Origin of the sequence: Streptomyces sp. NPDC051064 (genome assembly GCF_044455985.1) — a bacterium.
In the GTDB taxonomy this organism is placed as follows: Bacteria; Actinomycetota; Actinomycetes; order Streptomycetales; family Streptomycetaceae; genus Streptomyces.
Map to the genome: position 1 here is coordinate 58,325 of NZ_JBITFK010000004.1, position 13,969 is coordinate 72,293.

Annotated in this window: 14 protein-coding genes; 6 read left to right on the plus strand and 8 right to left on the minus strand. The window is 70.4% G+C overall.

The window, feature by feature from the left end; all coding sequences use genetic code 11:
- Nucleotides 1–33: 33 nt before the first annotated feature.
- From folB to ACIBCU_RS15190, 3 genes are all read left to right on the plus strand, one after another.
- A complete protein-coding gene (gene folB / locus ACIBCU_RS15180; protein ID WP_362927130.1) occupies nt 34–393 on the plus strand; it encodes a dihydroneopterin aldolase in 360 nt (119 codons plus the stop codon).
- Nucleotides 390–1,001, plus strand: a complete 612-nt coding sequence (gene folK / locus ACIBCU_RS15185; protein WP_362927131.1) for a 2-amino-4-hydroxy-6-hydroxymethyldihydropteridine diphosphokinase — start codon at nt 390–392, stop codon at nt 999–1,001. The genes folB and folK overlap by 4 nt, the downstream gene beginning before the upstream one ends.
- A gap of 83 nt (nt 1,002–1,084) precedes the next feature.
- Entirely contained in the window at nt 1,085–1,570 is a 486-nt protein-coding gene (locus ACIBCU_RS15190) for a DUF3180 domain-containing protein (protein WP_362927132.1), read from the plus strand.
- A gap of 33 nt (nt 1,571–1,603) precedes the next feature.
- Here the strand turns inward: ACIBCU_RS15190 and ACIBCU_RS15195 are convergent, their stop codons facing one another.
- The 7 genes from ACIBCU_RS15195 to dacB form a co-directional block, all read right to left on the minus strand.
- Entirely contained in the window at nt 1,604–1,888 is a 285-nt protein-coding gene (locus ACIBCU_RS15195) for a hypothetical protein (protein WP_399231744.1), read from the minus strand.
- A gap of 14 nt (nt 1,889–1,902) precedes the next feature.
- Nucleotides 1,903–2,508: a GTP cyclohydrolase I FolE gene (folE, locus tag ACIBCU_RS15200; protein WP_362927133.1), complete on the minus strand. Its 606-nt coding sequence runs from the start codon at nt 2,506–2,508 to the stop codon at nt 1,903–1,905.
- Between the two features lie 181 nt (nt 2,509–2,689).
- On the minus strand, nt 2,690–4,738 hold the full coding sequence (ftsH, locus tag ACIBCU_RS15205; protein WP_362927134.1) for an ATP-dependent zinc metalloprotease FtsH: 2,049 nt from the start codon (nt 4,736–4,738) through the stop codon (nt 2,690–2,692).
- 229 nt (nt 4,739–4,967) lie between these two features.
- Nucleotides 4,968–5,507 (minus strand): hypoxanthine phosphoribosyltransferase, encoded by a 540-nt coding sequence (gene hpt, locus ACIBCU_RS15210; protein ID WP_014155504.1) that lies wholly within the window; start codon nt 5,505–5,507, stop codon nt 4,968–4,970.
- Between the two features lie 97 nt (nt 5,508–5,604).
- Nucleotides 5,605–6,678, minus strand: coding sequence for a tRNA lysidine(34) synthetase TilS (gene tilS, locus ACIBCU_RS15215; RefSeq protein ID WP_362927135.1), 1,074 nt, complete (start codon nt 6,676–6,678; stop codon nt 5,605–5,607).
- 189 nt (nt 6,679–6,867) lie between these two features.
- The gene (locus ACIBCU_RS15220) at nt 6,868–8,013 is read right to left on the minus strand and encodes a zinc-dependent metalloprotease (RefSeq protein ID WP_399231747.1); all 1,146 of its coding nucleotides are present in this window, start codon (nt 8,011–8,013) and stop codon (nt 6,868–6,870) included.
- Between the two features lie 48 nt (nt 8,014–8,061).
- Nucleotides 8,062–9,549 (minus strand): D-alanyl-D-alanine carboxypeptidase/D-alanyl-D-alanine-endopeptidase, encoded by a 1,488-nt coding sequence (dacB, locus tag ACIBCU_RS15225; protein ID WP_399231749.1) that lies wholly within the window; start codon nt 9,547–9,549, stop codon nt 8,062–8,064.
- Between the two features lie 86 nt (nt 9,550–9,635).
- Between dacB and ACIBCU_RS15230 the strand changes: the two genes are divergently transcribed.
- Together ACIBCU_RS15230 and ACIBCU_RS15235 are read left to right on the plus strand one after the other, a co-directional pair.
- A complete protein-coding gene (locus ACIBCU_RS15230) occupies nt 9,636–10,130 on the plus strand; it encodes an inorganic diphosphatase (protein ID WP_362927137.1) in 495 nt (164 codons plus the stop codon).
- Nucleotides 10,131–10,325: 195 nt separating this feature from the next.
- Entirely contained in the window at nt 10,326–12,035 is a 1,710-nt protein-coding gene (locus ACIBCU_RS15235; RefSeq protein WP_362927138.1) for a threonine/serine exporter family protein, read from the plus strand.
- A 60-nt stretch (nt 12,036–12,095) separates the two neighbouring features.
- Here the strand turns inward: ACIBCU_RS15235 and ACIBCU_RS15240 are convergent, their stop codons facing one another.
- Nucleotides 12,096–13,451: a DedA family protein gene (locus ACIBCU_RS15240; protein WP_399231751.1), complete on the minus strand. Its 1,356-nt coding sequence runs from the start codon at nt 13,449–13,451 to the stop codon at nt 12,096–12,098.
- Nucleotides 13,452–13,600: 149 nt separating this feature from the next.
- On the opposite strand from ACIBCU_RS15240, the gene ACIBCU_RS15245 reads away from it, so the two are divergent.
- Nucleotides 13,601–13,966 (plus strand): YbjQ family protein, encoded by a 366-nt coding sequence (locus ACIBCU_RS15245; RefSeq protein ID WP_399231753.1) that lies wholly within the window; start codon nt 13,601–13,603, stop codon nt 13,964–13,966.
- Nucleotides 13,967–13,969: the final 3 nt, after the last annotated feature.

Consider the following 13,969-nt stretch of genomic DNA (forward strand, 5'->3'; position numbering starts at 1 on the left):
CTCCAGAGACGACGAACAGCAGGAGTGATTCGCGTGGATCGTGTCGCGCTGCGCGGCCTCAAGGCCCGTGGGCACCACGGTGTCTTCCCCCGGGAGCGGGCAGAAGGCCAGACCTTCATCGTGGACCTGGTGCTCGGCCTCGACACCCGCCCCGCGGCAGCCGCCGACGACCTGTCGAAGACCGTGCACTACGGCGTGGTGGCGGAAGAGGTCGTCGATGTCGTCAAGGGTGAGCCCGTCGATCTGATCGAGACCCTCGCGGAACGCATCGCGCAGCAGTGCCTCAAGCACGAAGGGGTCCAGGAGGTCGAGGTCGTCGTCCACAAGCCGGACGCCCCGATCACCGTCCCCTTCGACGACGTGACCATCACCATCACCCGGAGCCGAGCATGACTGCATTTTCCACCGAGGGGCAGAGCGACCCGACCGTACAGCCGGTTCCCGCCGCAGTGGTCGAGCAGGTCGACGCGGCAGACGTCACCCTCTCCAACCCGAAACGGGCCGTGATCTCCCTCGGCTCCAATCTCGGCAACCGGCTGGAGACGCTCCAGGGCGCCATCGACGCCCTGGAGGACACCCCCGGCCTCCGGGTCAAAGCGGTCTCCCCCGTCTACGAGACGGAGCCCTGGGGCATCGAGCCCGGCTCCCAGCCCTCGTACTTCAACGCGGTGATCATCGTGAAGACGACTCTGCCCCCGTCCTCGCTGCTGGAGCGCGGCCAGGCCATCGAGGAGGCCTTCGACCGCGTCCGCGAGGAGCGCTGGGGACCGCGCACCATCGACGTCGACATCGTGTCGTACGCCGACGTGGTCTCCGACGACCCCCTGCTGACCCTCCCGCACCCGCGCGCCCGTGAGCGCGCCTTCGTCCTCGCTCCGTGGCACGACGTGGACCCGGAGGCCCAGCTCCCCGGCGCCGGCCCCGTCGCCGACCTGCTGGCCGGTGTCGGCCGCGAGGGAGTGCTTCCCCGGCCCGACCTGGAACTCCGTCTCCCCGAGTAGTCGTTAGGCTCAAGGACGACCGGTCACGGTCGGCCGACACGGGCGACTGACACGGGCAACGGCGACGAAAGGCGGCACTCTCGGTGAAGCAACTACGGCTCGGGCTCCTGGCCGGACTCTTCGCCGGAGCCGGCGTGCTGTCCTGGGGTGGGGCCCGCCTCTGGGACTCCCTGGGGACACTGCCGAGCGTGCCGCTCGCCGCGCCCATCGTGCTGGCCGTGATCGCCGTCGTCCTGCTCGCCACGGCTCTGTCGATCCGGGCACGGCTGCGCGCGCAGCGGGAGCGCCGCCCGGGGGCGAAAGGCGTGGAACCCATGATGGCGGCGCGCGCCGTGGTCTTCGGCCAGGCGAGCGCGCTGGTCGCCGCGCTCGTGGCGGGGATGTACGGCGGCACGGGCGTCTTCCTGCTCGGCTCCCTGGACGTCCCGCCCCGTCGGGATCAGGCCATCTACGCGGGCGCGGCCGTGCTGGCAGGCATCGGCGTCATAGCGGCCGCCCTGTTCCTGGAGCGCGTCTGCCGCCTCCCGGAGGACGGCGACGACGACAGGAACACGGCCCAGGCCGCCTAAGGGCCCGGCCCTGGTCGGCCGCCGGGTTCTCGATCAGGGTGACCCGGTTGCCGTCGGGGTCGTGCACGGCGGCGAACCGCACCCCCGGGAGCCGGGCCGGGTCTCCCCGGCCGTGATCCCCCGGCCCGCGAGGTCCGAGAGCGCCCGGTCCAGATCCGCGACCACCAGATTCACCAGCGTCCGGCCGGCGTGCTCGGGCGACTCGAAGACCTGGAGCCAGGCGTACGGGGAGACGTACCGGTCGGCCGACCCGTTCAGGGGTCTCGCGTCGGCCGGGCGGCCGGAAAGCGGCTCGTACCACCGCGTCGTCCCCGCCACCCCGAGGTGAACGCCTAGCGCGCCATGATGAGGCTCATCGCCTCGGCCCGCGTGGCGGGGTCGCGCAGCTGGCCGCGGACGGCGGACGTGATCGTCTTGGCTCCGGGCTTGCGGATCCCCCGCATCGACATGCACATGTGCTCGCACTCGACGACGACGATGACCCCGCGCGGCTCCAGGATCGCCATCAGGGAGTCGGCGATCTGCGTGGTGAGCCGCTCCTGGACCTGCGGCCGTCGGGCGTAGACGTCGACCAGCCGGGCCAGCTTCGACAGTCCCGTGATCTTGCCACTCGTCGCCGGGATGTAGCCGACGTGCGCGACACCGTGGAACGGCACCAGGTGGTGCTCACAGGTGCTGAACACCTCGATGTCCTTCACCAGCACCATCTCGTCGTGGCCGAGATCGAACGTCGTCGTCAGGACGTCCTCGGGCTCCTGGTGGAGGCCGGCGAATATCTCCTTGTACGCCCGCGCCACCCGGCCCGGGGTCTCCCGCAGCCCCTCACGGTCAGGGTCCTCCCCCACGGCGATGAGGAGCTCCCGTACGGCCGACTCGGCCCGCTTCTCGTCGAATACGCCGATCGAGCCCTGCCCGCCGAGCGTCACCGGGTCGGTCATCTGTGCCTCGTTCCTCTGTGCAGTCACATGCGCGGGCCCGCCCGGACCTCACTGAAATTCGGCAGGCAACGCAGGCATACGGAAAAGCCGCGCCCCCACAGGCTAGAACCTGGGGGGCGCGGCATCCATTCCGGGCCTGGTGGAGCCCCCGGGACAGGGGCCACACCAGGTCGGGCAGGGGCTAGCTCTCGGGGCGATCCTCGGGGAGCGCCTCCGTGGAGGTGCCGGTGTTCTTCGTGATGTCCGTCGGAGCGATCTCCGGAGTACCCGAACCATTGGCAGTGCCGTTGGTGAGGGCGAGCTCCTTGGGAGAGAGCACGGGCGGACGCGTCGACGGGGTACGCCGGGCGGAACCGGTCCACGCCGGGCGAGCCGGGCGCTTCACGATCGGGGCGAAGATCTCGGCGATCTGCTCCTTGCCGAGCGTCTCCTTCTCGAGAAGCTCGAGGACCAGGGCGTCGAGGATGTCGCGGTTCTCGACGAGAATTTCCCACGCGTCGTTGTGCGCGGTCTCGATGAGCTTCTTGACCTCTTCGTCGACGAGCGCCGCGACCTCTTCCGAGTAGTCGCGCTGATGGCCCATCTCCCGGCCCACGAACGGCTCGGTGTTGTCTCCACCGAACTTGATCGCACCGAGACGCTCGGTCATGCCGTACTGCGTGACCATCGCGCGGGCCGTGGCGGTGGCCTTCTCGATGTCGTTCGCAGCACCGGTCGTCGGGTCGTGGAAGACCAGCTCCTCGGCCGCGCGCCCGCCCAGCATGTACGCCAGCTGGTCGAGCATCTCGTTGCGCGTCGTGGAGTACTTGTCCTCTTCCGGGAGCACCATCGTGTAACCGAGGGCACGGCCTCGGGAGAGAATCGTGATCTTGTGGACCGGGTCCGACTGGGGTGAGGCCGCCGCGACCAGGGCGTGTCCGCCCTCGTGGTACGCGGTGATCTTCTTTTCCTTCTCGGACATGATCCGGGTCCGCTTCTGCGGGCCCGCCACGACGCGGTCGATGGCTTCATCGAGCATGTGGTTGTCGATCAGCTTCTTGTTGCTGCGCGCCGTGAGGAGCGCCGCTTCGTTCAGCACGTTCGACAGGTCGGCACCGGTGAAGCCGGGCGTACGACGCGCGACCGCGTTGAGGTCGACGTCCTCCGCGACCGGCTTGCCCTTCTGGTGCACCTTGAGGATCTCGAGGCGGCCCTGCATGTCCGGCCTGTCGACGGCGATCTGCCGGTCGAAGCGTCCGGGACGCAGCAGCGCCGGGTCCAGGATGTCCGGCCGGTTCGTGGCGGCGATCAGGATGACGCCGCCCTTCACGTCGAAGCCGTCCATCTCGACGAGCAGCTGGTTGAGCGTCTGCTCGCGCTCGTCGTGACCGCCGCCCATGCCGGCACCGCGGTGCCGTCCGACGGCGTCGATCTCGTCGACGAAGACGATCGCCGGAGCGTTCGCCTTGGCCTGCTCGAAGAGGTCACGCACCCGGGAGGCACCGACGCCGACGAACATCTCGACGAAGTCGGAACCGGAGATCGAGTAGAACGGAACGCCCGCCTCGCCTGCGACGGCGCGAGCGAGCAGCGTCTTACCCGTACCGGGCGGCCCGTAGAGCAGGACACCCTTGGGGATCTTGGCGCCGACGGCCTGGAACTTCGCCGGCTCCTGGAGGAATTCCTTGATCTCGTAGAGTTCCTCGACGGCCTCGTCCGACCCCGCCACGTCGGCGAACGTCGTCTTCGGCGTGTCCTTGGTGATCAGCTTGGCCTTGGACTTGCCGAACTGCATGACCTTGGAGCCGCCGCCCTGCATCTGATTCATCAGAAACAGGAACACGACCACGATCAGGACGAAGGGCAGCAGGGAGAGAAGGATCGACACGAACGGGGACTGCTTCGACGGCGAGACGGTGTAACCCTTCTCGATGTCACCGCTCTCGAACTTCTTCTGCAGCGTGTCGGCCAGCTCGACACCCTGGTTGCCGATGTAGCTCGCCTGGAACTTGCTGCCGGACTCGCCCTCGAGCTTTTCCTTGTCCTTCAGCTCGATCTTCAGGATCTGTTCGTCACCGGTGGTGAGCTTGGCCTGCTCCACCTGGTTCTTACTGATCGCCTGGATCACCTTGCCGGTGTCCACCGTCTTGTAGCCGCCGGACGAGCCGACGACCTGCATCAACACGACCACGGCGAGGACGGCCAGCACGATCCACATGACCGGCCCACGGAAGTATCGCTTCACGTCCATCCATACGGAGCGAAGTCGCCCCGTCCCTCCTGCCCGTAGGTAAATGCTGCTGTGAGAAAAGACTGTTCTTCGGACGGTACCCCAGCATTGTCACCCGTGACCGCAGGGGAGGTCCGGCAAACCCGTCTTCGAAGGCTCCAACGGCCCGAACGCCACGAGGGTTCCCGGGACTCCGGCCGGGTTCGGCCGGGTGCCGCCGGTGCCGCCGGTTCCTGTCGGGGCGGTTGCCTCAGCCGCCGTAGACGTGAGGCGCGAGCGTACCGACGAAGGGGAGGTTGCGGTACTTCTCCGCGTAGTCCAGCCCGTAGCCGACGACGAACTCGTTGGGGATGTCGAAGCCGACCCACTTCACGTCGATCGCGACCTTCGCGGCATCCGGCTTACGGAGCAGCGTGCAGACCTCCAGGCTCGCGGGTTCACGCGAGCCGAGGTTGGTCAGCAGCCAGGACAGCGTCAGGCCGGAGTCGATGATGTCCTCGACGATCAGGACGTGCTTGCCCTTGATGTCGGTGTCGAGGTCCTTGAGGATCCGGACGACGCCCGAGGACTGTGTGCCGGCCCCGTACGACGAGACGGCCATCCAGTCCATGGTGACGGGGGTGGACAGCGCGCGGGCCAGGTCCGCCATGACCATCACCGCGCCCTTGAGCACGCCGACGATGAGCAGGTCCTTGCCCGCGTACTCCGCGTCGATCTTCGCTGCCAGCTCGACGAGCTTCGCGTCGATCTCTTCCTTGGTGAGGAGCACCGACTGAAGGTCGGTGCCCATGTCCTTCTCGTTCACCCGCGTCTCTTTCTCTGCCCTGCCGGCCGGACTCTTCCCCGGGCCGGACCGGCGTTTCGCCTGCACTTCAGCCGCTTGCGCTTCAGCTCTGCCGAATCACCAGTCTGCCACCCTGCCGCCGCACCTCGACGCGGCCGGGCAGGTTGATGGCGCCCTGGCCCCGCCAGCCGGTGATGAGCCGGTCGACTTCCTCGATGTGGCGCGCGAAGAGCGAACCGGCGGGGGAACCGGCGTCGATCACGGCCCGGCGCAGCACCCGGCGGCGCACCGCGGGCGGCAGGACGGAGAGCTTGGCGCACTCCAGACGCCCGTCGTCGTCCCGGACCGAGCGCGCGGCCTCGGCGGCCCAGGTGTCGAGGGCGTCCGCGTCGTCGCGGGAGAGCTGTGCCGTACGGGCGAGGGCTTCCACGACCCCCTTGCCCAGCGCCTTCTCCAGGGCGGGCAGGCCCTCGTGGCGCAGCCGGGAGCGGGTGTAGGCGGGGTCGATGTTGTGGGGGTCGTCCCAGACGGGGATCGACTGGACCAGGCAGGCCTTGCGGGCGGTCTGCCGGTCGAGCTGGAGGAACGGGCGGCGGTAGCGGCCGGCGGGGCCCGACGCCGCGGCCATCCCGGACAGCGAACGGATACCCGAACCGCGGGCGAGGCCCAGCAGGACGGTCTCGGCCTGGTCGTCTCGGGTGTGGCCGAGGAGTACGGCGGCGGCGCCGTGGCGCTCCGCGGCGTCGTCCAGGGCGGCGTAACGGGCGTCGCGGGCGGCGGCCTCGGGGCCGCCGTCGCGGCCTACCCGCACGGCGACCGCCTCGACCGGGTCGAGGTGCATCTCGGTGAGACGGGCGACGACCTCGTGGGCGCGGAGTCCGGAGCCGGGCTGGAGGTTGTGGTCGACGGTGATGCCGCCGGCGCGGACGGGAAGCTTGCGCGACTCGAAGGCGAGGGCGGAGGCGAGGGCCATGGAGTCGGCGCCCCCGGAGCATGCGACGAGCACCAGCGGGGTGTCCGGCCGATCGGGAAGCGCGGAACGCCGCCCGCCCGCCCCCGCTTCGGCGAGCTCGCCGCATGCGGCCTGTTCGGTGTGACGGTTGTATTCGGTGACGACGTCGTGGAGTACGCGGCGGACCGCCAGGCGTATCGCCGCGACCGCAGGATGGGGACCCATGTCCGGTGCCCTTCGGGTGAAGTTTTGGGGGGGTGCCTCCGAGTGCGCGGGACGGAATCCCGTCACTCAGAGTGCGTCGATGGTGACAGAGCCAAGCTGTTCATCGAGCATTGCACGCCTTCCCATGCCCTTATGGTCCCTCGGATGGGTGATTGGAGAGGCAATCCCGTGCCACCGGAACGCCCAAGATCACGAGTCTGCCTTACGGTGCACCCTCGCCACCCAGTCCGCCGGTGCGGCGATCTCGGCCTTGGTGGGAAGGGTGTTGGGTGAGGTCCACACCCGGTTGAAGCCGTCCATACCGACCTCGTCCACGACGGCCCGGACGAACTTCTCGCCGTCGCGGTACTGCCGGAGCTTGGCGTCGAGCCCCAGGAGCTTGCGCAGCGCCAGGTCCAGCCGGCTCGCGCCACGCGCCCTGCGCTGCTGGAACTTCTCCCGGATCTCGGCGACGGAGCCCACCACTTCGGGGCCCACCCCGTCCATCACGAAGTCCGCGTGCCCTTCGAGCAGGGACATCACCGCGGTGAGACGGCCCAGGATCTCGCGCTGGGAGGGCGTCTGGACGATCTCCACGAGGCTGCGCCCGCCGTCGTCGCCCTCCTCCCCCCGTTCGCCCTCGGGGCGGCTGCCTCCCGAGAAGGCCTGCGCGGCCTCGCGGAGGCGTTCGAGCACGGTCATCGGGTCGACGTCGGTCTCGTCGAGGAACGACTGGATTTCGCCCTGCAGATGGTCGCGGAGCCAGGGGACCCCCGTGAACTGGGTACGGTGCGTCTCCTCGTGGAGAGCCACCCAGAGCCTGAAGTCGTGCGGGTCGACCTCTAGTTCGCGTTCGACGTGGACGATGTTGGGGGCCACCAGCAGCAGCCTGCCGCCCCCCTTCGAGGACGCGGGCAGCTCCCGGGTGGCGGGGGCGAAGGTCTCGTACTGTCCGAGGACCCGGGAGGCCAGGAACGACAGCAGCATGCCCAGTTCGACACCGGTCACCTTGCCGCCGACCGCGCCGAGCACGGCGTTGCCGGGCCCGCTGCCGCGGCGTTCCTGCATCTTCCCGAGCAGGGGACGCAGCAGCTCACGGAAGCCCGCCACATTGGCCCGGATCCAGCCGGCCCGGTCGACGACCAGGACCGGGGTGTCCTCGGGTTCGTGTCCCTCCGGGATCATCCGGGTGAACGAACGGACGTGCTCCTCCGAGGCCTTGGCATGCCGCCGGAGCTCCGCGACGACGGCGCGGGCCTCCTCACGGCTGATCTCGGGACCCGGCCGTACGAACCGGGTCGCAGTCGCGACCGCGAGATTCCAGTCGACCATCTCGGCACCACCGATGCTCGTCATGCGTCAACCGTACGTGAGGTGGTCGCCCCGTGGTGGGGTGTCAGCCGCTCACCGGGTGCCCTGGGTGAGCGTGGTGGCGAGGGTGTCGAGAGAGGCTTCCGCGTCGTCGGCCGATGTGGTGCCCGCGGCCAGGAAGGCGAAGGCGAGCAGCCGGCCCTGTGCGTCGACCGCGGTTCCGGCGAGACTGTTCACCCCGGTGAGGGTGCCCGTCTTGGCCCTGATCAGGCCGGTCGCCGGGGACGTCGCGGTGTAGCGGTCGCCGAGCGTGCCGCTGAATCCGGCGACCGGCAGACCGGTGAGTACGGGGCGGAGCTCCGGGTGGTCGGGGCCGGCGGCGAGCGCGAGCAGCCGGGCCAGGAGCCCCGCCGTCACCTTGTCCGCGCGGTCGAGACCGCTGCCGTCGGCGAGCCGGGCGCCGCCCAGGGGCAGGCCGAGCGACGTCAGCCGGGCGGTGACTGCGCGGCGGCTCCCGGCGAACGAGGCGGGCTCCCCGGCCTTCAGCGCGGTCTGCCGTGCCAGCGCCTCGGCGATGTCGTTGTCGCTGTTGGTCAAGGCCCGCTCGACCAGGGCGGAGAGGGGCTTCGACAGATGCGTCGCCACCGTTCGCGCCTTGGCCGGAGCCCGTCCGGACGCGGGGGCGGACCGGGTGGCGACACCGGCGTCGTCGAGGAGGTCCGCGAAGGTGCGCGCGGCGTCACCCGCCGGGTCGTCCGTACGGGGGGCCGGCCCCCGGTCGCTCCTGTCCAGGCGGCCCTCGTCGGCCATGAGCGCGCTGACGGGCGCGATGTTCTCGTTGGGGCCGATGGGGTGGAGTGCCGGGCCGGAGTAGCGCGACGCGTCGTAGACCAGCCGCACGGGCCCGGCACCGGCGTCGCGCAGGGAGCGCGCCGTGTCGGCCGCCAGGGAGCGCAGGGCCGCCTTGTCCAGGGTGGGGTCGCCCCCGCCGACGAGAGTGAGCGTCCGGGAGTCCGGGGACAGCCTGACCGTCGTCGCGATGCGGTGGGCGGGGCCGAGCGCGGAGAGCGCGGCGGCGGCCGTCGCGATCTTCACCGTGGACGCGGGGGTCATGGGCGTCCCCGCCCCCCGCGCGTACAGCTGCTTGCCGGTGGCCGCGTCGACGACCACGGCGGTGCGTACGGAGCCGAGTGCGGGCGCGTCCAGCAGGGGCGTGAGGGCGGCGTCCAGGCCGCTCGCGCCCGCGGGGGCCGTGGTGGTGCCGCCCGTGGCGCCGAGGGCTCTCAGGACGGCCGGCGCGCTGGCTGCGGGCTCCGGACCGTCCGGCGTGGTCCCGTCGTGATGTGCGCCACCCGCGCGCTGCAGGGCGGCCACCCGGTCCCGCTCGGCCTTACGCTGACCGGAGTCCCAGGGACCGGTGGCCAGGACGGCACCGGCGGCGACCACCAGGCCGAGCACCGCGGAGCCTGCGACGAGCCGGAGGTCGACCCGTCCGCTCCCACGCTTCACGTACTTCGGGACTTTCCACTTGCCCCACCTGTTCAACGGTCCGTCCGTCGGTTTCTCCACCGGCTCGGCCACCGTTGACCAGCCCCTTTCGCGAGCACTCATCTGCGTGAGGGACACTTAACCACCAGTCGTATGTGTTGATCATGGAGGAGCCACCCGTGGAGTTCGACGTCGTTATCGAGATTCCGAAGGGTTCGCGGAACAAGTACGAGGTGGACCACGAGACCGGTCGGATCCGTCTGGACCGTCGACTCTTCACCTCGACCAGCTACCCCGCGGACTACGGTTTCGTCGAGAACACCCTCGGCGAGGACGGCGACCCGCTGGACGCGCTGGTCATCCTCGAGGAGCCGACGTTCCCCGGCTGCCTCATCAAGTGCCGCGCCATCGGCATGTTCCGGATGACGGACGAGGCCGGCGGCGACGACAAGCTGCTGTGCGTCCCGGCGTCCGACCCCCGGGTGGAGCACCTGCGCGACATCCACCACGTGTCGGAGTTCGACCGCCTGGAGATCCAGCACTTCTTCGAGGTCTACAAGGACCTGGAGCCCGGCAAGTCCGTCGAAGGCGCCGACTGGGTCGGCCGCACCGAGGCCGAGGCCGAGATCGAGGCCTCCTACAAGCGCCTCGAGGCGCAGGGCGAGAAGCACTGACGTAATCCCACGGTTCCGCCCACGGGCGGGACGGCGCGGATCGCGGCGCATGGGCCGACCGGTCCAGCCAGTCGTACGGACAACGGGCGGCGCACCTTCACCGGTGCGCCGCCCGTTGCGTGTGGCGGCCCATGTCCGTGCACATACTGGGCAGAAGCGCTCCCGTAACGAGCGGTCGCGGAGGAACGAGGTCGAGTGGTGGCGGAACAGGGCGGTCCCGAGGACCAGAAGCCCCAGTCCGACGAGGCGCGCAGCGCCTTCGTCCCGCCGGCCGGTGTGGAGCAGCCCGCGGCCCCGTCCGAGGACGACCATCCGACATCGGAATTCGCCCTTCCGGCCGGTCTGCACACCGATCCGACGGCGTCGTCCGGGCCTGGTTCCGCTTCCGGGCCGGGGGGCGGGCCGGGCTCCGACACGCTCTCGTCGGCCTTCGTCCCGCCGAGCGGGTACGACGCGCAGCAGCATCCGCCGGCGTTCACTCCCGCGCACGGCATTCCGATGGTCCGGCTGACCAAGGAAGCCCCCTGGCAGGACCGGATGCGCACGATGCTGCGCATGCCGGTGACGGAGCGTCCGGCGCCCGAGAGTGTGCAGAGGACCGACGACTCGGGGCCCGCGGTCCCGCGCGTCCTCGACCTGACGCTGCGTATCGGGGAGCTGCTGCTCGCGGGCGGCGAGGGCGCCGAGGACGTCGAGGCCGCGATGTTCGCCGTGACGCGGTCGTACGGCCTCGACCGCAGCGAGCCGACGGTCACCTTCACGCTGCTGTCCATCTCGTACCAGCCGTCACTGGTGGACGACCCCGTGACGGCCAGCCGCACCGTGCGGCGCCGGGGCACCGACTACACGCGGCTGGCGGCCGTGTTCCGGCTGATCGACGACATCACCACGGCGGAGCACGTCGAGGTCTCGCTGGAGGAGGCCTACCGGCGCCTCGCCGAGATCCGCCGTAACCGGCATCCGTACCCGGGCTGGGTGCTGACGGCCGCCGCGGGTCTGCTCGCCGGCTCGGCATCGGTGCTGGTCGGCGGTGGTGTGCTGGTCTTCATCGTGGCGGCGGCGGGCGCGATGCTCGGCGACCGGCTGGCCTGGCTCTGCGCCGGGCGCGGGCTTCCCGAGTTCTACCAGTTCACGGTGGCGGCCATGCCCCCCGCCGCGATGGGCATCGCTCTGACCCTCACCCATTCGACGGATGTGCGGCCCTCCGCGGTGATCACCGGTGGACTGTTCGCGCTGCTGCCCGGAAGGGCTCTCGTCGCCGGGGTGCAGGACGGCCTGACCGGCTACTACATCACCGCGGGAGCCCGGCTCCTGGAGGTCATGTACTTCTTCATCGGCATCGTGGCGGGCGTGCTGCTGATGCTCTACCTCGGCGTCCAGCTCGGTGCCGAGCTCAACCCTGAGGCCCGGTTCGTGGCCAACGACCGGCCGGTGCTCCAGATCCTGGTCTCGATGACCCTGACGCTGGCGTTCGCCATCCTGCTCCAGCAGGAGCGTTCCACGGTGCTGGCGGTGACCCTCAACGGGGGCGTGGCCTGGGTCATCTACGGGGCGATGGCCCGCGAGGGCGGCATCTCGCCGGTGGCTGCCACGGCGGTGGCGGCCGGTCTGGTGGGGCTGTTCGGCCAGCTGTTCTCGCGCTACCACTACAGCTCGTCGCTGCCCTACATCACGGCCGCGATCGGCCCGCTGCTGCCCGGTTCGGCCACCTACTTCGGTCTGCTGGGCGTCGCGCAGAACGAGGTGGACACCGGTCTCGCCTCCCTCTCCACGGCGGTCGCCACGGCGTTGGCGATCGCCATCGGGGTCAACCTGGGAAGCGAGATCTCCCGGCTCTTCATGCGGGTGCCGGGCGCGGTCGAGGGCGCGTCCCGCCGGGCGGCCAAGCGGACCCGCGGCTTCTGACACACGCGCGGCGCCCCGCCCCCTCAGGGGGACCGGGGCGCCGTCGGTGCGCTCGGGGGGTCAGCGCCTGTTCTGCCACCCGTACTGACCCGGGTCGTCCTCCTGGTTGTCGTCCGGGCCGGCCGCGGGTCGCTCACCGTAGGGTCCGCCGTCGGCGTACGGGCCGGGCTGCTGCCCGCCGCCGTACCCGCCGTTGTACGGGGCGGCCTGGGCGCTGCCGTACTGACCGGCCTGGTCGTTGCCGTACTGACCGGCCTGGTCGGCGGCGCCGTACTGACCGGCCTGGTCCGCGGCGCCGTACTGACCGGCTCCGTACTGGCCGCCCTGGCCGCCGTACCGACCACTCTGGCCGCCGTTGTACTGCCCGCCGTACTGGCCGCCCTGGTCCGTGCCGTACTGGCCGCCCTGCACGCCGCCGTACTGACCGCCCTGGTCGCCGCCGTACTGACCGCCCTGCGCGCCGCCGTACTGGCCACCCTGGTCGCCGCCGTACCGACCGCCGCCACCCTGGTGCGTGCCGTACTGAGCGCCGTACGGGGCCTCCTGGCCGCCGTACTGGCCGTTGCCGCCCTGCTGCGTGCCGTACTGACCGCCGCCGTACTGGGCGCCCTGGCCGCCGTACTGGCCGTTGCCGTACTGCGCGCCCTGGCCGGTGCCGTACGGGGCCGGCTGGTCGCCGGTGTACCGGTAGGCGGCAGGGCCCTGGCCGTCGTCGTCCGCTCCGCCGTGGGGGCCGGCCGCGGGCCCGCCGTTCGAGGGGCCGTCGTCGTCCCCCTCGCGCGCCGCGGCTTCCTTCTTCGACTTGCTGCGCGCCCGCAGGAACTCGATCGCGATCGGCACCACGGAGATCAGCACGATCAGGATGAGGATCATCTCGATGTTCTCGTGCACGAAATCGATCTTGCCGAGGACCGCGCCGAGCAGCGTCACGCCGACGCCCCAGAGCACGCCGCCGATGATGTTGAACGTGATGAACGAGCGGTAGTCCATCCGGCTCACACCGGCGATGATCGGCGTGAAGGTCCGGACGACGGGCACGAAGCGGGCCAGCACCAGCGACTTCGGGCCGTACTTCTCGAAGAAGTCGTGGGCCTTCTCGACGTTCTCCTGCTTGAAGAGACGGGAGTCCGGGCGCTTGAAGAGCGCCGGCCCCACCTTGCGTCCGAAGAGATAGCCGACCTGGTCACCGATGATCGCCGCCAGGGCGATCAGGAGGCAGACCAGCCACAGGGGGTGCTTCAGGTCACCCGTCGTCACCAGCAGACCCGTGGTGAACAGCAGGGAGTCGCCGGGAAGGAAGAAGCCGATCAGCAGCCCGGACTCGGCGAACACGATCAGCAGGAGGCCGGGCAGCCCGAAGGTGTTGAGCAGATAATCCGGGTCCAGCCAGCTCGGGCCGAGCGCAAGCGTATTCAAGGGTCCGGGCTCCAGGGTTGGTCGATGTGCGCGGCTGCGTGGCCGCCCCAAGCTATCAACGCTGTGGCGGACGCCTGGGTTCCACTGGCGTAAGCAAGGATGCGCGCGGAACGAACCGGGGCAAAGCTTTCCGCAGGAGGTGCCACATCATGAGCATCGAGGACTACGGCGGCGGACAGACACCCCAGGCGGACGTCCTGGTCGTCACCACGAACGACGTACCCGGACATCAGGTGACGCAGGTCATCGGCGAGGTGTTCGGGCTCACGGTCCGCTCCCGTCACCTGGGCAGCCAGATCGGTGCCGGTCTGAAGTCGATGATCGGCGGCGAGCTGAAGGGGCTGACCAAGACGCTCGTCGAGACCCGCAACCAGGCGATGGAGCGGCTCGTCGACCAGGCCCAGGCGCGTGGCGCGAACGCGGTGCTGATGATGCGGTTCGACGTGAGCGAGGCGGCGGACGTGGGCACCGAGGTCTGCGCCTACGGCACGGCGGCCGTGATCAGCAGGTCCTGACCG